Origin of the sequence: Campylobacter novaezeelandiae (assembly GCF_018968685.1) — a bacterium.
GTDB lineage: Bacteria > Campylobacterota > Campylobacteria > Campylobacterales > Campylobacteraceae > Campylobacter_D > Campylobacter_D novaezeelandiae.
Map to the genome: position 1 here is coordinate 1 of NZ_CP076659.1, position 22918 is coordinate 22918.

Below are 22918 nucleotides of genomic sequence, written 5' to 3' on the forward strand. Positions count from 1 at the left end.
ATGAAAAAAAGAATTTTAGGTGCTATTTTAGTTTTTTATACAACTAATGTTTTGGCTATATCTATACCAAATATGCAAAGTTTTACAGGAGATAAAAGATTAGCTTGTGAAGCTATTTTGTGTCTAGCCTCACCAGTTTTACCAGCTGAATGTAGTTCCGCTATTGCTAAATATTTTTCAATACACTTTAAAAAGCCGTGGAAAACTTTAGAAGCAAGAAAATCTTTTTTAAATCTTTGTCCTTTAGGAAGTTCAGAAGCTATTTTAAGCGATGATAAAGATTTAGAAGATTGGAGAAATAGTTTGGTCAATTTAACAGGAACTTGCTATGTTCCAGATCTAAATAAAAGATATCAAAGAACTATTTTAAGCACAGAAACTATACAAAAATGTAATGGTCATGGAGAAGGTTGTTCTACTGTAACAATTAATCATTATGGCTATAGAATTAATCCAACTTTAGATAATAATTGTAAAATTCTTTCATCGCATAAATATTCTAATTATAATTTAAAATATGTTTGTTCCACAAAATTTTATCCAGAAGAAGATTGGAATAATGGCTATGAAAAAAAAGAAATTACACAAGAACAATATAATTCTTTAAAAGATGAAGATAAATTTAAAGCAGATAAATTAACAAAAATTACTTATGCTGAATATAAGAATTTACCCGCAGACAAAAGAAAAATAGATACAAGCGATAGAATAATTAAATATTATAGAATAGATTTAGGTTTCTATCAAAAAATTCATATTAATAAAAATTGCTGGATAAATGAAGATAAAAAATAATTTTGGTAAAATTGTGAAAAAGGAGAGTTGCAATGAAAAAAAATAAACTTCAAATAGCAAAACACATTTTACAAAATTGCTATTGGGGCAATACTAATATGACCCCTAGTTTTATAGTAGAACATATACAAGATAAAGATTTTGCAAAAAGAATTTTCAGTGCAATTTTTCAAAATTCACTCACAATGTTTGAAGATTTAAAAATTATCGATAATGAAGAATGGATAAAAGAATTTATAATTTCTCAAAACCAAAGATTAGGTTATCATAAAAGATTTTATTATGAAGAAAGGCTTGACGAGCTTATCGCACATTATGGGATAAAAAATGCAGGAAAAAGAAGAAAAATATACACAGTTGTATAAAACACAAGATATAATTCTTGATTTAGTTGCAAAAGAAAATTTAGATTTTTATCTTACAGGCGGAACAGCTTTGCAAAGATTTCACTATAATCAATTTAGATTTTCTGATGATTTAGATTTTTTCTTGATTAACAATGGAATTAAAAATCGAACTCCAAAAGAATTTAATGATTTTACAAGTATGTTAAAAGATAATAATATAGATTTTGAAATAAAAGTTTCAAATCAATATTTTACTCAACTTTATATTAAAGAAAATAATCTCAAAATTGACTTGGTTAATGATTATGTATTTCACGAAAAAAATGATTATGTAAAACTTGAAAATGGTTTGTTTATAGATAGCATACAAAATATCTTTGTTAATAAGTTAGAAACTTCACTTTCCAGAGATGAACCAAGAGATTTGTTTGATATTTATACTATTTTGACAAATAATAAAATGGATATTGAAAAAAGTTTTGATATTTTAATTAAAAAAACTAATATAGATCCAAAAGATATTATCAGCCACTTAAAAAATATTGATTTTAATAGAATTAATTATGAAGAAATTAATGCTAAAAATAATATAATTTTAAAAGATTTTTTACAAAATTTTCATAAAACCATTGATGAAAATTTTAATTCTTATAACAAAAAACAAGCAATCGATAAAGACATTTCAAATTTAAAAAAAAATTTACAATATTATATTGAAAAAGCTGATATATTAATTCCAAATACTAAAAAGGATCTAGAAGAAAAAATTAAAACATCTTTTTCAAAATTAAATAATTTTGAAAATATAAATATAATTCCTAAAGGCACTTTGAAAGAAGTTTTAAATCAAAAAGAATTAGATTTATGTAAAAAAATGTCTAATCAAAGTAGAACTAAAGAAAGATAATGTCAAAATCTAAAGTTTTTAACGAAGAAATACTCACTCTCCCTTTTGATATAATACTTATGCAAAATGGTTATTCTTACAAAAAAGATAAATGTAGTCGCAATTTCATTACTATGAGTAATGAAAGCGATTTAATCATTATTACAAGACAAACTAATGGACAATATTTATATTTTAATCCTAATGAAGAAAATGATAGGGGGAATATTTATTCTTTTTGTAAGAATAGGGGTATTAAAATTAATAATTTGCTTAATGAAAAAGTTGATAAAATTGAATTAAAACATAATATAGAGCCTTCTAAATCTATAAATAAAGCTTCAATAGAAGCTATTAATAACTATAAAGCTTTTACTACAATTAAACAAAAAAATTTTTTTAATGATGATAGATTAATTTCTCAAGAAATTTTAGAAACCTTTAATACTCTAAAACAAGATAAACATTACAATGTTTGTGTGCCTACTTATATTTTAGATAATTTTCAAGGTAAAGATTTTATTAATTCTAGCGGTTATATAGCTTACCTAAGAAAGCCAATTACACACGATAAGCAAGGAAATATATATAGCAAACCTATTAAACAGCTTTGTTATGGAAATAAAGGACTTGAAATTATTAGAAATAAAGATAATAAACAAAAAATAGAGAATATAAAAACTATTATTATTACAGAAAGTATGATAGATAGTCTTAGTCTTTTTGAACTTAAAAATTATAATCCAAATGATACTTTACTTTGTGCTACAAACGGACAAATCACTAAAAGCCACAAAGAAATTTTTGCTTATTTTGAAAAAAATGCAAAAAATGCCAAGATTGTTTTAGGATTTGATAATGATGAAAAAGGACTTGATTTTAAATTAAAAACGAAGGAATGTTTCAAAAAAAGAGAAATTATAGAAGAAAAACCTAATTTAAAAGATTTTAATGATGATTTACTTATTTTTAAAGTTTTTAATCTAAAAAAAGATTTTTCTTTAGAAGATATACAAAAAGAAATAAATTCTTTACAAGAAAAAACAGAATATTTACTTGATAAAAAAAGTGTTTTAATAGAGAGTAAAAAAACAGAACTTATTAAAGAAATATCAAACAATGATATTCCTTTAGTTTCTTATTTAAAACCAAAATTAGAAAGTTTTATAAATTTAAAGATCTTAGGAAAAAAATTTGAAGAATTTAATGCGTATTTAGGTAGAATTAACAATAAAAAAGAAAGAAATTAATCTAAGGATTAAAATGCAAAATAGTATTTATGATAATATTCAAATTATAAAATCAATTGCATTAGAACAATATATAAAAAAATACGATATAGACAAACAATTTGATTTTATTTCTAAAAGTTGTAATGAAGCTAATATTAATGAGCAAAAACTAAAAAAAGATATCATCAAGAAAAATATTTTTTTCTTCATAAAAGAGATTATGAAAAGTAAAGATCGAAGAAAATATATAGAAGGTTTTTTTGCGTCTTTACTTAGTATAGGTATTTGTATTATTGCTTTAATTTCAAATTTTATAAAAAGTGAAGATTTTGATTTTGTTTTTTATGCAAATATAGGATTTTTTGGAATTTTTGGAATTATTGGCTTTTGGGGTTTTAATAGCAATTTAGATGCTTTAAAATATTATGCAGATCTTTATGCTAAAGAATTTATTAGATTTCAAATATTTGATAGCAAATAAAACAACAAATAAAAAACAAGCCATTTTTAATAAAAATTTGATATAATTCACTATATTAGTAAGCAGTAAATATACCTTTATCTTTGTTTTCGTTATTATAAAATGGTTTTATTTTCTCATTTTGCTTACTAAGTCCCCATAAAACATTTGTTTTATGTGGAAAATCAAAGTCTTAATTAAGCGGGAATACCCCGCACTCTTCTAAATATTACTTATAAACCCAAAATTAAGAAATAAAAATCCTTTTGTTTATTATCCTTTCTTTTTAAGATCCTTTTTTATTTTACTAAAACAAAAAAGGACTTAAGATAAGTTTTAAAAAGGGAGAAAAAGTTTAGGTTTGTTTTGGTTTTTGGAGTGTGATTATAGTATAAATATACTATAAAAATACTATAAATTAAATATAAATTAAGCATAAATATACTATAATTATAATACGAAAACAAAGACAAAGGATAAAAATGAGAATTGAAGTTACTAAAAATAAGTTTTTTGATTTAGAAAGTGTTCTAAAGGGTGAGAGAAATATCTATAATAAAGACGCTTATGCTTTTTTAGAATGTAAAGATGAAAAAGATAATATTGCTAGATTTTTTGATTTGGGCGAAATTGCACTAAATTATAATCAAGAAAACAATCAAATTGAAGTCTATTTTCTTAAGTATGAGTTTTTTCAAGAGAGCTACGAAATTTTAAAATATCATATTGTAAATAGTATCAAGTTTGCTTTTGTGAGTGCTGAAGATACTTTTAAAAGATTATCAAGCTTAGAAATAAATGTTAAAGATTTTATAAAAGAATAAGCGGAGTGGATTATGAAAAAAAATATACAGGTTGATTTTAATAATAAAATGATTGCTTTAGAACTTGATTATAACAAAGATTATGGAAATTTTTTAAAAAATATTGTTAATGAACTTTATTTAGAAAATAAGGACTATATTAAGCTTAAAGGTTACACAAGAAAAATAAATTTTCAATTTGGTGTTGATCAAGAAAAGCAAAAAAGATTTTTACTGCTTTCTTATGAACAAATTGACAAAATAAAGAGTATTAATTTACTTATGTTGTCTGAAGCTTACAGACTTATCAATTTTATTGCAGAGAAAATTAATAAATAGAAAGAATTATTATGGCTTCTTGGATTTTATTTGGATTTATAACAATGATATTTATTTGTGGAATAAATTTGGAAAAATTCGTTCCACCTAAGACTGAATATGAAGAACGATTAGGTTACACATTAAAACCTGTTCTTTTTGTATTCTATATTTTGTCTTCAATCGGTGTATTTTATAATAAAGAAATGGCTAATCAAATTGTTGCTGGAATAATTAATTTTTTTGTATAGAAAAAAGGAGATACAAGAATGAGTGAGGAAAAATTAACCAAAAAAGAAATGTTTTTAGCTTATGTTGTTTATATAGGTATTATTACTTTTATCACTATTTTTTTTAAAGAAATTTTAGATTTTTTAAAGTTAATTCCTATAGCTTTGCATTTTGTTTGGGATTTTATTTTTTTCTTATCACCTTATCTAATTATTGCTTTTTTATTTTTAGTAATATTTTCGATTGTTGGCTTAAAAAAAGGTTTTAATATTATTCTGGCATGTTCTTTAATAATTATTCCTATAATTATTTCAATTTACTATATTAATGAAATAAAATTTGATCGCGTGACAATTTTTATTAATTGCATTTTTATTTTGACCGTCTCTTGTATAATTGCAAAGGCAGATAATGAGGATTAAATTATGAATTTAGTAACTAAAATATTAACCAAAAAAAATATACAGAGTTATTTTTTATATTTATGTATTATAGTTTTAATTTGTATTTTTAAAAGCGAAATTTGGAGCTTTATAAAAAATGTTTTGAAAGAGTTATTTTTAGCATTTGTAGAAAGTGTTAATTATATTGGTATAGATAATATATCTTTTGTTTTAAATTTTATGTTTTTGTGCCTTCTTCTTATGTTTATATGTTGGTTTTATGGAACTTATCAAGTCTTAAGGGTTTCATTATATTTAGTTCCTTTATTTATAGCTATATTATATATTTTTGGTATTGAATTAAGCTTGGATAGTTTTAATTCTTACTTTCTTATATTTATTGTTATTTTAAATGGGCTTTTATGGGCTTATAATCAGGAGTTAAAATGAACTTATTAAATAAAAAATTTATTTTAGTCTATGCTATTTATATAGGCATTATTGCTTTTATTATTTTTTTTGGAAAAGATTTTATAAATTTAACACTTTTAATATTTGAAAATTTATGGAACTTTTTTTCAGCGATAGAGGGTGTTTATTATGGGATAGGCTTTGTTTTATTTTTCAGCCTATCCATTGTTTGTATAGCATTAATAAATTTAGAAAATAAAATAGTTGGCATTTTAATATTTTTATTAATTATTACTCCATTGCTTTTTTTATTTTTTTATTATTCTAACGCTAATTTTAGTCTCAATTATTTTAGAAAACTTTACGACTTGCAATTTCCTATTACACTTATTCTATTTATTGTTGTATTTTCTTGTTTTGTGACATTGACAATAGATGAAAAATTACTATGAAAACAAATAAAATAATCTGGACTTGTATTAATTGTCAAGGAACTAATAATACAAGTTTAGGAAGTTTAAAGAGTTTAGAAAAAGCAGAGCAGATATTAACTTCTTTTAATGAAGAAGTGATCTTGCTTGCAAAATGTAAGAAATGCAAAAAAAATAATGAATTGCTTATGCAGTTTAAAATAATAGGATTAAGTCAGTTTCAAGAAGAAAATAAGAGCAAGAGAACTCTTAATATGGTCAAAATTAATAAAAATAGAGCTAAGAATAAAAGAGAGCAAATTTTCTCCCTTTTAAGCGGATTATTTTCAGATAGTTATAAAGATGAAAAAGGAAATTATAATTTAGAAAAAATCGCTTTACATGCAAATGTAAATATAAAAACGGCAAAAAAATATATTATAGAGTATATGAAAAACCATTAATAAATAATATTATATTTCAAACAAGAATAGTAAAAAAGGGAGAAAAAGTTTAGGTTTGTTTTGGTTTTTGGAGTGTGATTATACTATAAAAATACTATAAAAATACTATAAATTAAATATAAATTAAGTATAAATATACTATAATTATAATACGAAAACAAAGATAAAGGATAAAAGATGGAAAAAGTTTATATTACAGAAAATGGAAGTAAAATTAAGTTAAGAGCAGAAAACTTACCTTCTGTAAATAATCTTAATAAAGATTTGTTTGTTTTTTTATCTGAATTAGAAAAAGGCTTTAGTCTTAGAAGTTATGAATTTTCAAATGATGAAGATGAATATATTGTTAATGCTTTCGAATTATTTGCTTGTGTGTTTTGGGGTATGGATTTTAATCAAAGGGAAAAATTAGAAATTTTAAGAGATGAAAATAAAAATATATTTTTAAAATTTAAAGACAATATAAAACAAATTGAAAAAGATAAAAAATACAAATGGGAAAAAGTATTAAAAGAATTGAAAAAATATTCCAAAAATAAAGCTTGAAAAGTTTAATTTTCAAATTAAATAAAATCACCTTTAAAATACTATAAAATAAGAGCTTTAAAGATATTTAACTAGCTTTTTTAAGTTTTAAGCTTTTTAGCTTGAAACTTAAAGTTATGGAAAAATGGGAATTTGCTTGTTTAAGTTTTCTTAAACCTTAAAAAGCTTTTTTAAAGTAAAAAAGTTATAATTTTTTTACTATAAAAAAGGAGTAAATTAAAAATTTGTAAAAAATATAAACTTAAATCTTAAAAATAGGAGTAAAAAATGAAAAAAATTTTAACAAGTGTTTTAGCTTTAGGAGCTATGGTTTTAATTATAGGTTGTGGTGATGGAGATTTAGTCGAGTTAAAAAATAATGGAAATGATCAAACTTTATTTGATTTAGCTAATAAAGAAATTATGAAAAAATATCCAAATTATAAGCTTTATGATTATGTTTCAATAAGAGCAATTAGCGATATTAAAAATCCAGAAGGTAAAATCAAAGAAATGAAAAGCACGTTAGAAAGGGAAAAAGGTTTTTTATATAATAATTATGTTTTCTTATTAAATCCAAATGATAAAAAAGATTATAAAATTGTAAGTGTTTATTGTGATAATGATCTTAAAAAAAATGTTTATTGTCCTGTAAATGATGCCCCTAGATTTTATGCAAGATAATAAATAAGCTAAAAAATATATTTTTTTAATTTTTTATAATACAAATATTTTACCGACATTTTGCGGAAATTACTTATCCTAAATAAAGCCTATAAATAGGCTTTATAATAGATTTTTTATAAAAAATATTAATAATTTAAGTAAAATTTTATATTTATATAAATGCTTTTAAATGTCTATTTTACAATTATTTTAAGTGTTTATTAAGTCGCAAAATGTCGGTAAAATAGCAATAAAATTTTTTATTTATATTTTTAAGTCTTTTTTATTATTTTTAGTTTTATTTATTCCGCCAAAATTGATTTTATCAATTTTTACAGAAGTTAAATTTAAATCATCTTTGATATTTAAATACTCGCAACCTTTTTTATATTCTTGTATGATGTAAGCATTTAAAGGTAGTTTATTTTTATTTTTAGAAATAGAAATTTTTAAATTCTCAAAACGATTTTTAGCATATTCTTTTAAATAATTTTTATTCTTTTCTAAAGTTTTTAAATAGTTTTCATATTCTTTTACTTCAGCATTTGATTGTTTTAAAATTTCTATGTAATTGTTTATATTATTTATCTTTTTTTCTATTTTAAAAATGCTTTCTTTTTTACCATTAAAGAGTTTTGTTAGGATAGTATTGGTTTCTATGGTATTTTTTAAACTTTTATCCAGATTATCGTCGCTTTTTAAAATGGATAATTTAACTTTTTCTAAAAGTTCATAATCGCTTTTTGTCGCTAGTTTATTTTTACGCATAAAATCAACAAAATTCTTTAGATTTTTTGTATCCACAATGTTTTGATAATTGTATTTATCAAGCTCTTTATTTAAAAGAGAAATCTTTTCATCGATTTTTTGAGTTTCTTTTATTTCTGATAGTATTTTTAAATCAATTTTATTTAAATCATCTGATACTTTTTTTAACTCTTTTCCTAGCTTGAAATATTTTTTATTATTTTTCTTTTTATATTGATTAAAAAGATTTATAAGATCTAATCTATTTTTCTTTAATTCTAAACTTTCATTATTTAAAATATCAATTTTAGATTTTTTATTCTCTAACTTTTTACTTTCTTTTTTAATTATATTTAAAATCATATCGCTTAAATCTTTTTTTGTATCCATCTCATCAAGATATAAAGTGCTTTTTATTTTTTGATATTTTCTATCTAAATCTTTTTCATAAGAAGTTTGATTATGATAATGTAATCCTTTAGAACTTAAAGACATAGAAAAATTACTTCTAACATCATTCCAAAAATCTTTAATATCGTCTTTTGTATTAAAATGAATTTTCTTTTTTGTTAAAATATTTCTTTTATTTAAAACAATGTGAATGTGTGGATTATTTTGATGAGTATGTATTGCCATTACATACTTATAACCAAAAAAATTATTATCCATAGTTTCTTTGACGCTTTTTTTTAAAATTTCTAAGTTTTTTTCAGTAGGATTTTCTTTAATAGAAAAAATCAAATGCCAAGCGTCTTTAGCATTTTTTTGATTTGAAAAATCAATTTTCCAATCTTTTATCACATCTTCTGTTAAAATCTCTTCCCCTTTTTCATTTACAAGATAAGGAGTATCAGCACTATTTAAAATATAATCTATTGCTCTTTTTGCTCCATCTTTAGATAAATTAGAACAAAGCTTAACTACTGCTTGTTTAGAATAGGTAGTTTGATTAATATTATTAATATTATGCTTTATGGAATAACTATTAACAAAATTATTAAAAATTTTATTGCGTTTATAGTTGTCTTTTATAACTGAACTTGCTTTTTTAATTTTTTGAATTTCTTCCCAATACTCATCAAAAGATTTTTTCAAAGTTTTAACCTTTTTTTATTTTATAAATATTTTTATAGATTGTATTAAAAATATAATTTTTAGAATAGAGGCAGGATAACCCTTTATAGTGGCTTTTTTTGTGCTTAAATACTTATAAATAAGGCATTTAAACACAAAAAAGATTTTTTTTACAAAAAAATAAAATCAAAAAAGATTTTTTTGATTTTTGATTTTAAAAATAAATAAAGAAAAAAAATATTTATAAAATTAAATTTTATTTTTTAAATAAAACATCTACTAAGTAATATTTTTATAATAAGAAAAACTAAAATTAATAACTTGAAAAAATACTCAATGATAAGAAAAATAACTTCTAATTAGAAAAAAGAAATAAAAAGAAATAAATCAATAAATGATTTGATTTATAAATTTTTAAAATATTCTAAAAAAATAATTAAATTTATTAAGTTTTCTTTTTTTAAAAAAATACTTTGAAAAATAATAAAAAAATATACCATTAAAACCCATTTTTTAAAAAAAATAAAAAAAAATCTTTTACCGACATTTTGCGGAAAAATAATGGTGGCTTTTTTTACAAAAAAAGTCTTTAAAACTTAGGAAATATAGCTTATACAAGAAATCAAAAATTATAAAAAATAATAAACAAAAATTAATTTATTTAAATATTTTTTAAAGAAATAATTTTAATTCAAATATCCAAAAAATAGATATTTTAAGCTTTTATTAAGTCGCAAAATGTCGGTAAAAGTTGCAACATTATAATTTTATTTGCGTAACGCAAAAAAATTTTTTCAAGGAGAAAGTTTTATGAAAAATATTTTTCAAAAAACTTTAACGTTTTTGCTTTTTATATCAATTTCTCCAATTTTACTTTTTGGAGCAAATGGAAATAATATTGCATCAAAATTAGCAACAAGCGTTAATGAACAAGTAACCGACGTAGGCACAAGTGTATCAAGTATTATAAATACAATGTCTATTGTAATGGGTGTAATTTGGATAGTTATTATGCTTTTTATGGCTTTTTTTAATATGGAAGGCATAAAAAATCACGCCAAATTATTATTTGGTGCATTAGTAATTATCGGTGTAATTTATGGACTTTCGGCAGCAGGTATGAACTAATGACTGAAACAAGCTGTTATCGCGATCTTACTTGTAAAACAAAAATTAAAGGCTTAACTAGCACAAGCTGGTTTGCCTTAATTATTTTAGGATTTGTCGCGTGGTTCTTTTTAGTTTTATACTCACTTATTGTTATTGCTTTTTTATATTGCTTTTTCTTTATTTTAGAATTTTTTGATGAAGATATCTATCAAATTATTTTCGCCAAATTTTCAATTCCCCAAAATAAATATTACGCATAAAGGCTAAAAATGGGAACAAGCATTTTTACTTATTTAAAAGAACTCAAAAATAAACCTAAAAAAGAAAATTTAGGAAAAAAAGAAAAGAAAAATTTTAAAGAATATATAAATAAAATAAATCGTGGAGCTGACAATATTTTAATGTTAGCTGAGCCTAAAATTTTTACAATGGCTAAAGAAAATAATATAGCTTTTAAACTTGACGAAAATACTTTAGTAACAAAAGACGGAAATTTATGCGTTGCTTTGGAAGTTAAAGGAATTTCATATTCTGGAAATTCACTTGAAGAAGAATTATCTTATTTGCAAAGTCGCGTGCAATTTTTTGGAAAAATTAGCACTGATGTAGAAATTAATTTAATTATTAAAAAAGATAAAATAGAACTTTCTAAAAAACATTCTTTAACTAAAAATGTTTTTGCTAATCAAATTATTGAAAAGTGGGAAAATTATAAAGATGTATTTCAAATTACTTATTATCTTATAATATCTACTATTGATAAAAAAATTAGTGGAGCTTTAGAAAATTTTAAAAATAGAGCCACCAAAGAAAAAGAAAAAAGCAAAGAAGAAAAAGAAAATTTTAATCTTGAAGCCAAAAAACTTTTAATTGAAGAAACCCTTAATGAAGCAAAAAGAGCTTTATCTTCATTTACGCCTATTCAAATTACGGCTGATGATATTTTAAATTTTTATGCTACTTACTCAAATGCTCAAGAAACTAAATTTAAATATACAAATGAGTTGATTACTGATAGTTATATTAGCTCAGATGTGGAATTTAAAAAAGATTATATTGTTTTTCGACGAAACGACGGAAAAGAAATGTTTTCAAGGTTTATAAGTATTAAAGCTTATGAAACCGATGTAATTACTTCACACATTAGCACTAAAATTTTAAGAAGCTCAAATGATTTTACCGTTTTTATTAATATGAGATCTTATGAAAAAGAAAAAGCAATTAAAAAGATAAAAGATACTGGAGCTTTTGCACCACAAATTATAAAAGATGAACTTAGCGGACTTATAGAAAAAATTAAAGCTGATAGAGAAAATTTAATGCTTGTTAGCTTTTCAGTTTATATTTTAGCAGAAAATTTAGAAGATTTAGAAACTAAAACAAATGAGTTAAAAGGTATTTTAGCTAATCAAAATTTAAATATAGTAAGAGAAACGATAAATCAAAAAGCTTTATATTTCTCATTTTTTCCAAGTAGGGCAAATTTAAATGCTAGGAAAAGAACACTAAAAGTTTCTAATTTAGCAAGTATTGCTAGTTTTGAAAAAGATGTTTTAGGATTTGATAAGAACGACTGGGGCGATGAACCTGTAACTATTTTTAGACATTTAAGCGGAACGCCTTATCTTTTTAATTTTCACTGGACACCAGAAGGAGATAAACCAAGCGGACATACTATGATTATAGGTGGAACTGGTGCTGGTAAGACAACACTAGCTCAGTTTTTAATGTGTAATCTTTACAAATACGATATTGATATTTTTTCAATGGATAAATTGCGTGGTATGTATAATTTTGCAACTTATACTAACGGAGAATATCACGACGCTGATTTTAGCGATTTTAAACTAAATCCTTTTGCGTTACCTTATACAAGCGAAAATAAAGAATTTTTAAAAAACTTTATTCGAACAATGGCTAATTTAAGCGATACACAATATAACGCAATCAATGAAATAACACGAACAATTGAAAGACTATATAGTAATAAAACCGAAGAAGATATTTTTACACTTAGCGATTTTATAGATAGTCTTCAACTTGACGAAGATGATATTAAGGGACGTTTAAGACCTTTTAAACAAAGTATTTTCGATAATAAAGAAGACGCATTAAGCTTTAGCAAACAGCTTTCAATATTAAATATGGATAGTATTTTAAAAAATCCAACTATGGCAGGACTAACTGCTTCTTATATCTTTCACAGATTAAAAAATTCAGCCAAAAATTCTAAAAAAAGAGGCTTTTTTTGTTTTATTGATGAATTAAAAGACTTTTTAATGGACGAAAATATGCGTGAAAGCATTCTTGAAAGCATTCTTGAAGTTAGAAAAATAGGCGGGGTTATGTGTATGGGTTTTCAAAACTTAAGCTTTTTTGATGATATCCCAAAAGGTGCAAGTTTCTTAGAAAATATAGCAAATTTTATTATTTTTCCAACTACAAACGCCCAAACGCTTGAAAATATGCGAAATAAACTTAATTTAACACCTACAGAAATTAAGTTTTTACAAGAAGCAGGAACTAATTCAAGACAGGTTTTATTAAAAATGAACCTTGCTAATCAATCTGCTATTTTGAATATAGATTTAAGTCGCTTAGGAAAACATTTAAGAATATTTTCATCATCTAGCGACAATGTAATGTTAATGCGAGAACTTAAAGAGCTTTATCCTAATGATTGGAGAAATATGTATCTTGAAAATCAAAAACCAAATTTAAGGAGTTAAAAATGAAATTTTTAAAAATAAGTATTTTAGTATCAAGCCTTCTTTTTTTTAGTGCCTGTGCAACCACAAATAAAGAAATACCTAAAAAATCGCCTTGTGCTTGTAATTATGATGTAATTAAAATTAGCTAAGAAGGTTGAAGTATGGCTTTTATTGATGATAAAAAAGATCCTAATTTTATATTTCAACTTGAAAGAAATATAAAAGCTTATATGCTTTGGTTAATTATAGTTTTAACTATAATCGTAATTTGTCTTGCTATTGCTATTTCTTTTCTTACCCCTTTTAAAGAAGTTAAACCTTATCTCGTGTTTTTTTCAGATCCAGAAACTAACTTTGTAAAAATAGAACAAGCGGGAATGGATATGAGAGCTGATGAAAATCTATTAAAATCAATTTTGGCAGGTTATGTAAAAAAAAGAGAAACAATTAATCGTATAGATGATAGTGAGCGTTATGAAGAGATTAGATTACAATCTGGAAAAAATGTTTGGGATACATTTTCAAATTTAGTTAGAGCACCAAATTCAATTTATACAACTAAAGGACTTTTTAGAGATATTGAAATTATCAATGTTTCTATTTTCAATAAAAATGTAGCTACTATCGATTTTATCGCAAAAATAAGCAATCAAAACGGAACAGAAAGTAATTTAAAAAAATATCGTGCTACTTTATTTTTTGATTTTATACCAATGGAGCTTACTTATAATTCAGTTCCAAAAAACCCTACAGGTTTTATTGTAAAGCAATACTCAATTACAGATATTATTGATAATGATACTTTTAATACTGCACGCCAAAATTCAATGCAAGGAACAAAACAATGAAAAAATACTCAAAAATAGTTTTTTTAGCTTTATTTGCTTCAACTTTAGTATTTGCAGATAATGGAATACAAATTCAAGACGTTCCAAGTAATACAGGTGAAAGTATTTTACAAACTAAAGACCAAACTTTAAATAATTATACGCAAACTAATATTAGAATTGATCCTTTAGGGCAACAACCACAAGGACAACAAATTGATACTACAAGTTATTCTAATCCACAATATCAAACTCAAGCTTTTGATGCTTATTCACAAAGTAATGGAGAACAATTAAGCGAAGAACAAATCGCTTTAATGAAAAGTGCAATTAGAAATCAAAATTTAAATGCCTTACAAAGAAGATTTTTTCAAAAAAAATATTCAGGCTATGAAAATACATTAAATCTTAATTATCAAGCTAATAAAACACAAAAAATAAGAACACGTTTTGCAATGGCAACTACTCTTATTTTTGAAACAGATGTTATAAATTATATTTTAGGTGATACTACAGGTTTTAAAGTGGAAGAAATTCCAACTATGCCTAATGCCATTGCTATTAAGCCAATGCTTATAGGAATTGATACTTCTTTAACTGTTTTTACTAAAGATAATAAATTACATACTTTTTATATTTATTCAACTGATTATAAAAATAGCAAAGATCCTTCTTTAGTAATTTACATTCACGATGAAAACTCAAAAAAGCTCATCGAAGAAAAACAAGAAAAATTAGCTAAAGATTATTTGATAATTAAAGAAGGTATAGCAGAAGTTAGAGTTAAAAAAGATGAAATTTATAACCATTATAGTCAAAAAGCAAAAAAAGGTAATGAGTGGCTAATTAGTGAAGAGATTTTTAATGATAAAAAATTTACTTATTTTAAATACGATAAAGACAAAATGCCACAAATTCCAGCTATTTTTGCTGTTATTGATAAGCAAGATAGTCCAGTTGAAACCAGAATTATCGGTAATTATGTTATTGCTGAAACTGTTGCAAAAAAATTCACAATTAAAAGTGGCGATAGTTATGTTTGCGTTGAAAAATTAGAACCTAAAAAAGAAAAGGCTAAAAAATGAAAAAATCATTTTTAAGTCTAAGTCTTATAAGTGTATTATTAAGTAATAATCTTCTAGCTGAAGATATATTTAATAATACACAAGAAGAAAATATATCTAAAAAATCAAATAATAATCAAAAAGAAAATTTGTTAAATGAAGAAGATTTAGATTATCTTTTTAAAAATTCAGATACAAAATTTCCAATTAGTGATTATATCTATAAAGGTGGTTTTAAAGAACCTAATTATAATGAAGATATAAAAATTCATAATGATACTAAAGAAGAGACCAAAAAAGAAGATGATAATGTAACTAAATTAGCAAAAATAGAAGAGAAAAAACAAGAACTCATACAAAAAAATCAACAACTTAAACAAGAGATTAAACAAGATAATATTAGCGCAAATGAAAGAAAAATTAAAAAACTTATTAGAGATAGTATTTTAGCTGATAGAGCTAATACTCAAATCTACTTTCAAGAAAATGCTTCAAAATATGGAGTTGATGGCTTTTCAAATCAAAAAAGCATAGACGTTTCAACAAATGAACACCGTCTTTATAGAATGATAAGAGCAGGAAGATTAATTCCTGCCCTTTTAACAAGTGCAATTTCAAGTGATTTACAAGGCATAGTAACAGCACAAATCGAACAAGATATTTATGCAAATATGGGAAGTGCAGTATTAATTCCAAGAGGCAGTAAAGCTATAGGATTTTATAAAAGCGATAATAAGATCGGACAAAATCGCTTAGAAATTCAATGGAGAGAAATTATCACTCCACAAGGCGTTAATATACTCTTAACTAATGCTATAGCTAGTGATAATATGGGTATGTCAGGAGCAGTTGGAAGTGTCAATAATAAATATCTTGAAAGATATGCAATGCCTTATGCACTCTCTACAATTTCAAATGTTTTATTACTTAGCATAGCTTCTAAAGCAGGAAATAATAGCTATGCTCAAGAAGTATATTCACAAAGCAAAAATGATATATCCACAATAGTAGATGATATTATCCAACAACAAGCCCAAATTAAACCTACAATTGAAATTAAATCAGGAAGTAGAATTTTTATTGTTCCTACTAATCATATGTGGTTTGCAAAACCTAAAAATAATGAAGTATTGATTAAATATTTTCAAGAATAAAAGGAGTAAAAAAATGCAAGAAATTAATAATTATGAAAAAATCAAAAAAGACATTGAAGAAGGAATACAAAAAAGAAAAGAAGAAGATAAAAAAAATAAAAAAATTATCTCTCAAATTAAAGTTATTAGTAATTTAGAAAATAAGATTAAAAAAGAAAAAGAAAAACTTAACAAGCTTGTCGAAAATGAAAATTTAAAACAGATGGAACAAAATAATGAATAATAATACCATTGTTTTAAATAATATATTAAATGTTTTAAAGCCTTATTTAGAAATGGAAGCAAATGAGCTTATTTTTAATAAGCCTTGTGAAATTAAGGTAGATAAAGGCGATATTTGGGAAACAATATACGATGAAAGATTAAATTATAATTTTTTAGAAACATTTTTAATTGAACTTGCTATAAAAAGAAATCAAAGATTTGATGAAAAGCATTGTCATTTATCTTGTGAATTACCTTATCCCTTTTTAAGATATAGAGTTCAAGCTCAACATAAAACAAGTCTTTTTAATTCTGAAATTTGTATTTGCATAAGAATTCCTTCAAAAAGTCGTTTCGCACTTGAAAATTTTGTTTTAAGTGATAAGTGTTTAGAAAAAGGCTGGAGCTATGAAAAAATTAAAGATTTAATACGCAATAAAAAAAATGTTCTTATTTCAGGTGGAACAGGAAGCGGTAAAACTAGCTTTTTAAATTCTTTAATGGGAGAAATTGATCCTAATGAAAGAATTGTAACTATTGAAGACGCTCAAGAGTTATATATTGAAAATGAGAACAAAACACAATTAGCTGTGCCAAAAGAAGAAAGCGAAATATACTCTTATCAAACCGCAATTAATAATGCAATGCGTTTAAGACCAGATAGATTATTTTTAGGTGAAATTGATATTAGAAATACTTTTACTTTTTTAAGGGTTAATAATACAGGACACGCAGGAAATTTAAGCACTTTACACGCTAATAATCCAGAAGATGCTATTAAAGCAATTATTACAAATATTATCTTAGGGGGAGGCTTACAAAATCCAGATAATAAAATGCTTACAGAGTTAATTATAACCGCCATAGATTACATTATACAAATTACTAGAAATAAAAAAACAGGAAAAAGAGATATTACAGACATTTTAGATTTAAAAAATGATTATGCAAAATTATTAATATAAGGAGTAAAAGTGGGGACAATAAGAGTTTATTTAAATGAAAGAGAACAAAAACAATTAAAAAAACTTTCATTAAAAAGAAACGAAAGCCAAAGTGCTGTTATAAGAAAACTTATAAGCATAGAAAAATACGCAAAAACACTTGAAGTATTAGAAAAAAATAATGAAATTAATGTAGAGTATTTATATCACATAGCACAATGTGGTAATAATCTTAATCAAATTGCATATCATTTGAATATAGGAATTGAAAGTCCTTATCAAACAGAAAATCGCTTACCTAAACTTATAAACGAACTAACTCAAATTTTAAATGAACACCAAGAACAAATTAAAAACAAAGCAATAAAAACTAATATCAATAAAAAGATTAAGCGATTAAATAATGAAACGCTACAAGAAAAAGAAATGGCTCAAGGAGAAGAAATATAATGAATGATAAGAAAATAACTCCAGCTAAATGGGTATTAATGTTTATAACTAGCATTATTATGGGAATAATTTTCTATCTAATAATGGTAAAAATAATTTTTAAACCTGATTTTTTAGTAACTCATCAAATTGCATTACAAATTTTACATAATTTAGGAAATCCAGCTTTAAAATTAAAAGCTTATATAGCAGTTTTTGCTTTAATTTTACCTTTTATTGTATGTTTAATTTGGTTTTTTATGCCACAAATAAATTTAAAAGAAGATTACGGTAGTGCTAGATTTGCTAAAGAAAAAGATTTTCAAACAATGAATATTTGCAATGATAGGGGTTTAATTTTAGGTTGCAGTATTAAAAAAGGCATTAAGGGTAATGAAATGGAATACATTAGAGCAAAAATGCCCTTAAGTGCGTTGGTGGTTGCACCACCAGGCACAGGTAAGACTTCAGGTATCATTTTACCTAATTTATTTACAGTGCCTAACTCTACCTTAGCACTTGATATTAAAGGCGAACTTTATGCAAAAAGTGCAGGGTATAGAAAAAAATATTTTAACAATGAAATTTTATTGTTTGAACCTTTTTCAGACAATAATACTTTATTTTTTAATCCTTTTGATAATTCTATTGTTAAAGATATGAATTTCATACAAATGATGAAATTAGCAGATCAAATAGCAGGAACTATTTTTGTGGCAGAAAAGGGAAAAGAAGGTGATCACTGGGTTACAAGTGCTAAAACTCTTTTTACCTTTTTTGCACTTTATAATATGCAAAAACATAAACATACAAGTTTAGGAGATTTAACTCAAGCTCCTAAAAAAGATTATTTTAATGAATTAAACGAACAATTTGGAAAAGAATGTTTAATCGAAGATGAAGATACAGGCGAAGTTACAAGAGACCATAATATAGATACTTTCAAGGTTTTTTTAAAACAAGTTGCTAATGATGAAGAACTTGATGAGATTGTTAGAAATCAAGCAAGAGCCTATCAAACTGCAGCCGAACAAGAGTTTGCAAGTATAAAATCAACTTATGATACCTATATGAAAGTTTTTACTAATCCACAAGTAGCTAATGCAACTTCAAAAATGAATTTTAAATTTGAAGATTTAAGAGAAAAAAGAATTACTATGTATGTGGTAATACAAACTGAAGATATGGATATTTTAGCTCCTTTGGTGCGTATTTTTATTGAAAGCTTATTTAAAAAATTAATGAGTGGAGAAGAAAATTCAAATCCTGATAAATTTATTTATTGTTTGCTTGATGAGTTTGTAAGATTTGGAAAAATGCCTTTCTTGCTTGAAGCACCAGCATTATGTAGATCTTATGGACTAATACCTGTATTTGTTACACAATCTTATGAACAAATTAGAAAATATTATGGTGAAGATGATTTAGGAATTATTAGAGCAAATGCAGGATATCAAACTATTTTTAGAATGAATACAGAAAAGGACGCTAAAGAAATTAGCGATTTAATAGGTGATTTTACTAGAGAAAAAACATCTTCATCAAAAGGAACTTTTGATTTCTTTAAAAGCAATAGCACCGTATCCAAAGAAGGTTATAAATTAGTTACTTCACAAGATATTAAAAATCAATCTAGCGAAGATATTTTAATTTTAGTTACAGGGTTTTTATCAAGACCTATTAAAGCAAAAGTGCCTTATTGGTTTAAAAATCCAAAACTTAAAGGAGCAGATAAAGTTGCTTTAGATAGTGATGATACAACTAATAATACAAACACAGAAGAAGAAAATAATGATGAGATTAATAATGATGATAGCCAAAATGCTAATCAAGAACAAAACTTTACTCAAAAAACTTCAAGCTCTAAACAAATTATTGAACTTGAAGAATTAGGAATAAAAGTGAAAAAAGAATGAAATCAAAGGTTTTAAGCCTTTGATCTAAACTAAGCCTTTTAAAAATAGAAGGTTTAGTTTAGGTTATGGTTTAAGCTATAGCCTAAAATCAAAAAGGAGAACAATAATGGCAAGTATAGAAGATAGTTTAAAAGAAAAAGAGTTGCAAAAAGCAAAAGATATTTTAGCTTTTTGTGAATTAGAAGACGGGGAATATCCAATTAGTGAAGAAGAAGCTAAAGAACTGGAATATCTTAAAACCAATGAAATGGAACAGTCTTCTTTAGAAAATGAGTAAATCATTTTATTTCATTTATGCGTATTGCAAAGCGTATAAATTAAGGACTACATATTAAAAAGGAAAAAATTATGGCAAAGAAAAAAGAAGTAAATGCGGAAATTAAAGAAGTTGCAAACGAGCAAGTAAAAGATAATTCTTATAAAGCGTGGAATGAAAGAACCAACGAAGAAAAAAAAGCGAGTATCAATGAGTATTCTAAAGCAATTATTGCTAAGGCTATCAAAGAGAAAGCTAGTTTTTGGAATAAGAATATGTCTAAACAAGAGCTAGATAATTCTATGCCTTATAATGCGAGTAAAGGTATTGCCTATACAGGACAAACTTCTGCCCTTTTAAGAGCGGTAAGCGAACTTAACGGCTATGATAAACCTAGTTTCTTAACAATGAAACAAGCTAATTTTTTAGGGGGAACACTCAAAAAACAATTAGATGAAAACGGTAAGCCTGTTTTAACTAAAAATGGTAAAGAAGCTTACGAGCAAGGAGTAAAAATCGCTTTGCTTAAAACTGAAAGCTATGTGCCTAAATTAGATGAAAACGGACAAGCCATGATGAGAGCTATAAAAGATAAAGACGGTAATCAAAAAATAGGAAAAGATGGAAAACCTATGTTTGAACCTGTAACGGAAAAGATTTATCATAAAACGCCTATTTTAGAAACTGTTACTCTTTATCACACATCACAATTTGATAATCTTAAAATGGATAAGCTTAAAGAAAGAGATCTAGAAAGCTTAGAAAAATTAAGAGAAGGCATTAAAAAATCAAATTATGATCCAAGACCCAACATTAATAATTTAGGACTAGGGGAAAAAGTAACAAGGGATATTAACAACTTTTTAAACGCAGAGCTTAAAGGACTTGATTATTTTAAAATCCAAGATAAAGAGATTGTAAAAAATCAAACAAAAGAACAAGGACAAAACAAATCTCAAGTTAGAGGAATGTAATTTAAGGGGTTAATTTATCTTTTTGCTTTTATTGTTTCTCAACCCCTAAAAAATTTTTTTTAGGGGAAAATTAAGCCAAAAGTCTTAATTTTTATGAGTTTAAGCGGGGACACCCCGCAACGCCCCAAAGTTTAAAGGAATGTAAATGTTAGGAGTTTTGGCAGAGTTTATTAAATTTTTAGGATTAGAAAATGGAACTAATCATACAAAACAAAGGACAAAAGAAGAAGAAAATGAATTAAAAGAGTTAATCGATTATGAAAATGATATACCTAAATATTACGAAGAAAGCGAAATTATAGATTTAGGAAATCAAAAAATAAAAATTACCAAAAGTATTAAAATAGATCCTTTAGGTAAGGGTAAGGCTATGAAAACAAGTCAAATAAAAGAAGAAAAAATTATTAAATTTTAAGGGTTAAAAATGGAAAAAACTACGATTGATAATAGCTGGTTAGACGCCTTACAAAGCACTATGCAAGACGCCTTAAAACCTTTATTTGAAAATATTTTTAATGGAATACAAGGAGCTTTATATAATGGAGTTGCCTATACTTTTATAGGCATTTGGGTAATGTTTTGGTGTTTAAATTTGCTTAAAAACGGTTATCCTAGCCGAGAAGAGCTTTTTAATGCAGGAAAATGGATTTTAACTTTATGTTTTATATTTGGAATTTTTTATTCTTATGAAGGATATACTGATTTTTTAGGGTGGCTAATGATACCAGCACAATGGTTAAAATCAGCTACTGCTGGACTTATAGGGGGAAATACAGATAGTTTTGGAAATCAAATTACAGGAGCGTTCAATTCTTTAAACGATATAATGGTTCAATTATGGAATACAGGGTGGAAAAAATGGTCTGCTTGGTATAGCCCTGATGTTTTTGCAGCCTTAGCGGTATTTACAGGAATGTTTTGTTTTTGGTGTTTTTATATAGTTACTTTTTTTGTATTAGCAGGTGTAGCTTGTATTATTGTAAGTTCTACTTTTTTTGCTATGATAATTTTAAGTTTAGCTCCTGTTACAATACCATTTTTATTTAGTAAAAAAACTGCACCTTATTTTTATTCTTGGCTTAAAATTTTTATCTCTTATTCTTTATATATTCCTGCAAGTTTTATCATACTTTCAATTTGTATGATACCTATAAATAAAGTGCAAGAATTAGGAAATATACAGCAAGTTTATGAAAATCAATTTGCTAATTTTTTTGTGCCTACTTTAATTTCATTAATTTGTATTTATCTTATCGTAAAAATACCAAATTGGATCAGTCAAATAATGGGAGTTCAAGGTTTAGATGGTGGCGGAACAGGTGGAGCTTTGGATATGGCAAAAAGTGCTGGTATGGCTACTACTTCATTTGGAGCTGGAACTTTAGCAAAAAGAATGGCAGGTGGAAGTATAGGAGAAAGCCTAAAACACGGAATGGCTAATGCCATTCCGGGTTCTCAAAGTCTTAGAAAAATGGCAGGAGATTTAAAAGGACAAAATTATCAATCAAATTTAACTAATGCAATGCAAAGTTTTACAGACACTATGACAGGAGCAACAGCTAAAGCTGGTTAAAAAG

28 protein-coding genes and 1 pseudogene are annotated in these 22918 nt (G+C 24.8%); 28 read left to right on the plus strand and 1 reads right to left on the minus strand.

Annotated features, from left to right (window positions below; genetic code table 11):
• The 14 genes and pseudogenes from CNZW441b_RS07860 to CNZW441b_RS07925 form a co-directional block, all read left to right on the plus strand.
• Positions 1–795: a TrbM/KikA/MpfK family conjugal transfer protein gene (locus CNZW441b_RS07860; RefSeq protein WP_131186851.1), complete on the plus strand. Its 795-nt coding sequence runs from the start codon at positions 1–3 to the stop codon at positions 793–795.
• 32 nt (positions 796–827) lie between these two features.
• The gene (locus CNZW441b_RS07865; protein WP_244985452.1) at positions 828–1160 is read left to right on the plus strand and encodes a hypothetical protein; all 333 of its coding nucleotides are present in this window, start codon (positions 828–830) and stop codon (positions 1158–1160) included.
• On the plus strand, positions 1123–2049 hold the full coding sequence (locus CNZW441b_RS07870) for a nucleotidyl transferase AbiEii/AbiGii toxin family protein (RefSeq protein WP_131186852.1): 927 nt from the start codon (positions 1123–1125) through the stop codon (positions 2047–2049). The genes CNZW441b_RS07865 and CNZW441b_RS07870 overlap by 38 nt, the downstream gene beginning before the upstream one ends.
• The gene (locus CNZW441b_RS07875) at positions 2049–3278 is read left to right on the plus strand and encodes a toprim domain-containing protein (protein WP_131186853.1); all 1230 of its coding nucleotides are present in this window, start codon (positions 2049–2051) and stop codon (positions 3276–3278) included. The genes CNZW441b_RS07870 and CNZW441b_RS07875 overlap by 1 nt, the downstream gene beginning before the upstream one ends.
• 13 nt (positions 3279–3291) lie before the next feature.
• A complete protein-coding gene (locus CNZW441b_RS07880; RefSeq protein WP_131186854.1) occupies positions 3292–3741 on the plus strand; it encodes a hypothetical protein in 450 nt (149 codons plus the stop codon).
• A 461-nt stretch (positions 3742–4202) separates the two neighbouring features.
• Positions 4203–4544 (plus strand): hypothetical protein, encoded by a 342-nt coding sequence (locus tag CNZW441b_RS07885; protein ID WP_131186855.1) that lies wholly within the window; start codon positions 4203–4205, stop codon positions 4542–4544.
• A gap of 12 nt (positions 4545–4556) precedes the next feature.
• Positions 4557–4862, plus strand: a complete 306-nt coding sequence (locus tag CNZW441b_RS07890) for a hypothetical protein (RefSeq protein WP_131186856.1) — start codon at positions 4557–4559, stop codon at positions 4860–4862.
• 11 nt (positions 4863–4873) lie between these two features.
• Positions 4874–5092 carry a hypothetical protein gene (locus tag CNZW441b_RS07895; RefSeq protein ID WP_131186857.1) on the plus strand — a complete coding sequence of 73 codons (219 nt, stop codon included), beginning with the start codon at positions 4874–4876 and terminating at the stop codon, positions 5090–5092.
• An 18-nt stretch (positions 5093–5110) separates the two neighbouring features.
• Complete coding sequence (locus CNZW441b_RS07900) at positions 5111–5494, plus strand: hypothetical protein (protein WP_131186858.1); 384 nt, start codon at positions 5111–5113, stop codon at positions 5492–5494.
• Between the two features lie 3 nt (positions 5495–5497).
• Complete coding sequence (locus tag CNZW441b_RS07905; protein ID WP_131186859.1) at positions 5498–5905, plus strand: PTS mannitol transporter subunit IIABC; 408 nt, start codon at positions 5498–5500, stop codon at positions 5903–5905.
• A complete protein-coding gene (locus CNZW441b_RS07910; RefSeq protein ID WP_131186860.1) occupies positions 5902–6318 on the plus strand; it encodes a hypothetical protein in 417 nt (138 codons plus the stop codon). Before CNZW441b_RS07905 ends, CNZW441b_RS07910 begins: the two co-directional genes overlap by 4 nt.
• Positions 6315–6740 carry a hypothetical protein gene (locus CNZW441b_RS07915; protein WP_131186861.1) on the plus strand — a complete coding sequence of 142 codons (426 nt, stop codon included), beginning with the start codon at positions 6315–6317 and terminating at the stop codon, positions 6738–6740. Before CNZW441b_RS07910 ends, CNZW441b_RS07915 begins: the two co-directional genes overlap by 4 nt.
• Before the next feature lie 177 nt (positions 6741–6917).
• Entirely contained in the window at positions 6918–7286 is a 369-nt protein-coding gene (locus CNZW441b_RS07920) for a hypothetical protein (protein WP_131186862.1), read from the plus strand.
• A 267-nt stretch (positions 7287–7553) separates the two neighbouring features.
• Positions 7554–7868 (plus strand): annotated as a pseudogene (locus CNZW441b_RS07925) (hypothetical protein); the annotation flags it as partial.
• A 327-nt stretch (positions 7869–8195) separates the two neighbouring features.
• Here CNZW441b_RS07925 and CNZW441b_RS07930 read toward each other — a convergent pair.
• Positions 8196–9773, minus strand: coding sequence for a relaxase/mobilization nuclease domain-containing protein (locus tag CNZW441b_RS07930; protein WP_131186864.1), 1578 nt, complete (start codon positions 9771–9773; stop codon positions 8196–8198).
• A 789-nt stretch (positions 9774–10562) separates the two neighbouring features.
• On the opposite strand from CNZW441b_RS07930, the gene CNZW441b_RS07935 reads away from it, so the two are divergent.
• The 14 genes from CNZW441b_RS07935 (at position 10563) to CNZW441b_RS07995 (ending at position 22914) form a co-directional block, all read left to right on the plus strand.
• The gene (locus CNZW441b_RS07935; protein ID WP_131186865.1) at positions 10563–10880 is read left to right on the plus strand and encodes a hypothetical protein; all 318 of its coding nucleotides are present in this window, start codon (positions 10563–10565) and stop codon (positions 10878–10880) included.
• Between the two features lie 251 nt (positions 10881–11131).
• The gene (locus tag CNZW441b_RS07940) at positions 11132–13591 is read left to right on the plus strand and encodes a VirB4 family type IV secretion/conjugal transfer ATPase (protein ID WP_131186867.1); all 2460 of its coding nucleotides are present in this window, start codon (positions 11132–11134) and stop codon (positions 13589–13591) included.
• Positions 13592–13593: 2 nt separating this feature from the next.
• The gene (locus tag CNZW441b_RS08225; protein WP_262868231.1) at positions 13594–13722 is read left to right on the plus strand and encodes a hypothetical protein; all 129 of its coding nucleotides are present in this window, start codon (positions 13594–13596) and stop codon (positions 13720–13722) included.
• 12 nt (positions 13723–13734) lie between these two features.
• A complete protein-coding gene (locus CNZW441b_RS07945; RefSeq protein ID WP_216681631.1) occupies positions 13735–14421 on the plus strand; it encodes a VirB8 family type IV secretion system protein in 687 nt (228 codons plus the stop codon).
• A complete protein-coding gene (locus tag CNZW441b_RS07950; RefSeq protein WP_131186829.1) occupies positions 14418–15485 on the plus strand; it encodes a TrbG/VirB9 family P-type conjugative transfer protein in 1068 nt (355 codons plus the stop codon). The genes CNZW441b_RS07945 and CNZW441b_RS07950 overlap by 4 nt, the downstream gene beginning before the upstream one ends.
• A complete protein-coding gene (locus tag CNZW441b_RS07955) occupies positions 15482–16618 on the plus strand; it encodes a DNA type IV secretion system protein ComB10 (protein WP_131186830.1) in 1137 nt (378 codons plus the stop codon). The genes CNZW441b_RS07950 and CNZW441b_RS07955 overlap by 4 nt, the downstream gene beginning before the upstream one ends.
• A 13-nt stretch (positions 16619–16631) precedes the next feature.
• Positions 16632–16841 carry a hypothetical protein gene (locus tag CNZW441b_RS07960; RefSeq protein ID WP_131186831.1) on the plus strand — a complete coding sequence of 70 codons (210 nt, stop codon included), beginning with the start codon at positions 16632–16634 and terminating at the stop codon, positions 16839–16841.
• A complete protein-coding gene (locus CNZW441b_RS07965; RefSeq protein WP_131186832.1) occupies positions 16834–17787 on the plus strand; it encodes a CpaF/VirB11 family protein in 954 nt (317 codons plus the stop codon). Before CNZW441b_RS07960 ends, CNZW441b_RS07965 begins: the two co-directional genes overlap by 8 nt.
• A 9-nt stretch (positions 17788–17796) precedes the next feature.
• Positions 17797–18216 carry a hypothetical protein gene (locus CNZW441b_RS07970; RefSeq protein ID WP_131186833.1) on the plus strand — a complete coding sequence of 140 codons (420 nt, stop codon included), beginning with the start codon at positions 17797–17799 and terminating at the stop codon, positions 18214–18216.
• Positions 18216–20111 carry a type IV secretory system conjugative DNA transfer family protein gene (locus CNZW441b_RS07975; RefSeq protein ID WP_131186834.1) on the plus strand — a complete coding sequence of 632 codons (1896 nt, stop codon included), beginning with the start codon at positions 18216–18218 and terminating at the stop codon, positions 20109–20111. The genes CNZW441b_RS07970 and CNZW441b_RS07975 overlap by 1 nt, the downstream gene beginning before the upstream one ends.
• A gap of 106 nt (positions 20112–20217) precedes the next feature.
• Positions 20218–20388 (plus strand): hypothetical protein, encoded by a 171-nt coding sequence (locus tag CNZW441b_RS07980; RefSeq protein WP_166683084.1) that lies wholly within the window; start codon positions 20218–20220, stop codon positions 20386–20388.
• 71 nt (positions 20389–20459) lie between these two features.
• Positions 20460–21341, plus strand: coding sequence for an ArdC-like ssDNA-binding domain-containing protein (locus CNZW441b_RS07985; protein WP_131186835.1), 882 nt, complete (start codon positions 20460–20462; stop codon positions 21339–21341).
• 145 nt (positions 21342–21486) lie between these two features.
• Positions 21487–21756 carry a hypothetical protein gene (locus CNZW441b_RS07990; protein ID WP_131186836.1) on the plus strand — a complete coding sequence of 90 codons (270 nt, stop codon included), beginning with the start codon at positions 21487–21489 and terminating at the stop codon, positions 21754–21756.
• A 9-nt stretch (positions 21757–21765) separates the two neighbouring features.
• Positions 21766–22914 (plus strand): TrbL/VirB6 family protein, encoded by a 1149-nt coding sequence (locus CNZW441b_RS07995; RefSeq protein ID WP_131186837.1) that lies wholly within the window; start codon positions 21766–21768, stop codon positions 22912–22914.
• The last annotated feature ends 4 nt before the right edge of the window (positions 22915–22918 follow it).

Coding starts and splice junctions, on each gene's coding strand:
- CNZW441b_RS07935 (WP_131186865.1), top strand. CDS start 10,563: ATGAAAAATATTTTTCAAAAAACTTTAACGTTTTTGCTTTTTATATCA.
- CNZW441b_RS07960 (WP_131186831.1), top strand. CDS start 16,632: ATGCAAGAAATTAATAATTATGAAAAAATCAAAAAAGACATTGAAGAA.
- CNZW441b_RS07875 (WP_131186853.1), top strand. CDS start 2,049: ATGTCAAAATCTAAAGTTTTTAACGAAGAAATACTCACTCTCCCTTTT.
- CNZW441b_RS07870 (WP_131186852.1), top strand. CDS start 1,123: ATGCAGGAAAAAGAAGAAAAATATACACAGTTGTATAAAACACAAGAT.
- CNZW441b_RS07880 (WP_131186854.1), top strand. CDS start 3,292: ATGCAAAATAGTATTTATGATAATATTCAAATTATAAAATCAATTGCA.
- CNZW441b_RS07975 (WP_131186834.1), top strand. CDS start 18,216: ATGAATGATAAGAAAATAACTCCAGCTAAATGGGTATTAATGTTTATA.
- CNZW441b_RS07910 (WP_131186860.1), top strand. CDS start 5,902: ATGAACTTATTAAATAAAAAATTTATTTTAGTCTATGCTATTTATATA.
- CNZW441b_RS07990 (WP_131186836.1), top strand. CDS start 21,487: ATGTTAGGAGTTTTGGCAGAGTTTATTAAATTTTTAGGATTAGAAAAT.
- CNZW441b_RS07905 (WP_131186859.1), top strand. CDS start 5,498: ATGAATTTAGTAACTAAAATATTAACCAAAAAAAATATACAGAGTTAT.
- CNZW441b_RS08225 (WP_262868231.1), top strand. CDS start 13,594: ATGAAATTTTTAAAAATAAGTATTTTAGTATCAAGCCTTCTTTTTTTT.
- CNZW441b_RS07940 (WP_131186867.1), top strand. CDS start 11,132: ATGGGAACAAGCATTTTTACTTATTTAAAAGAACTCAAAAATAAACCT.
- CNZW441b_RS07945 (WP_216681631.1), top strand. CDS start 13,735: ATGGCTTTTATTGATGATAAAAAAGATCCTAATTTTATATTTCAACTT.
- CNZW441b_RS07985 (WP_131186835.1), top strand. CDS start 20,460: ATGGCAAAGAAAAAAGAAGTAAATGCGGAAATTAAAGAAGTTGCAAAC.
- CNZW441b_RS07920 (WP_131186862.1), top strand. CDS start 6,918: ATGGAAAAAGTTTATATTACAGAAAATGGAAGTAAAATTAAGTTAAGA.
- CNZW441b_RS07885 (WP_131186855.1), top strand. CDS start 4,203: ATGAGAATTGAAGTTACTAAAAATAAGTTTTTTGATTTAGAAAGTGTT.
- CNZW441b_RS07865 (WP_244985452.1), top strand. CDS start 828: ATGAAAAAAAATAAACTTCAAATAGCAAAACACATTTTACAAAATTGC.
- CNZW441b_RS07900 (WP_131186858.1), top strand. CDS start 5,111: ATGAGTGAGGAAAAATTAACCAAAAAAGAAATGTTTTTAGCTTATGTT.
- CNZW441b_RS07915 (WP_131186861.1), top strand. CDS start 6,315: ATGAAAACAAATAAAATAATCTGGACTTGTATTAATTGTCAAGGAACT.
- CNZW441b_RS07895 (WP_131186857.1), top strand. CDS start 4,874: ATGGCTTCTTGGATTTTATTTGGATTTATAACAATGATATTTATTTGT.
- CNZW441b_RS07860 (WP_131186851.1), top strand. CDS start 1: ATGAAAAAAAGAATTTTAGGTGCTATTTTAGTTTTTTATACAACTAAT.
- CNZW441b_RS07980 (WP_166683084.1), top strand. CDS start 20,218: ATGGCAAGTATAGAAGATAGTTTAAAAGAAAAAGAGTTGCAAAAAGCA.
- CNZW441b_RS07965 (WP_131186832.1), top strand. CDS start 16,834: ATGAATAATAATACCATTGTTTTAAATAATATATTAAATGTTTTAAAG.
- CNZW441b_RS07890 (WP_131186856.1), top strand. CDS start 4,557: ATGAAAAAAAATATACAGGTTGATTTTAATAATAAAATGATTGCTTTA.
- CNZW441b_RS07950 (WP_131186829.1), top strand. CDS start 14,418: ATGAAAAAATACTCAAAAATAGTTTTTTTAGCTTTATTTGCTTCAACT.
- CNZW441b_RS07995 (WP_131186837.1), top strand. CDS start 21,766: ATGGAAAAAACTACGATTGATAATAGCTGGTTAGACGCCTTACAAAGC.
- CNZW441b_RS07955 (WP_131186830.1), top strand. CDS start 15,482: ATGAAAAAATCATTTTTAAGTCTAAGTCTTATAAGTGTATTATTAAGT.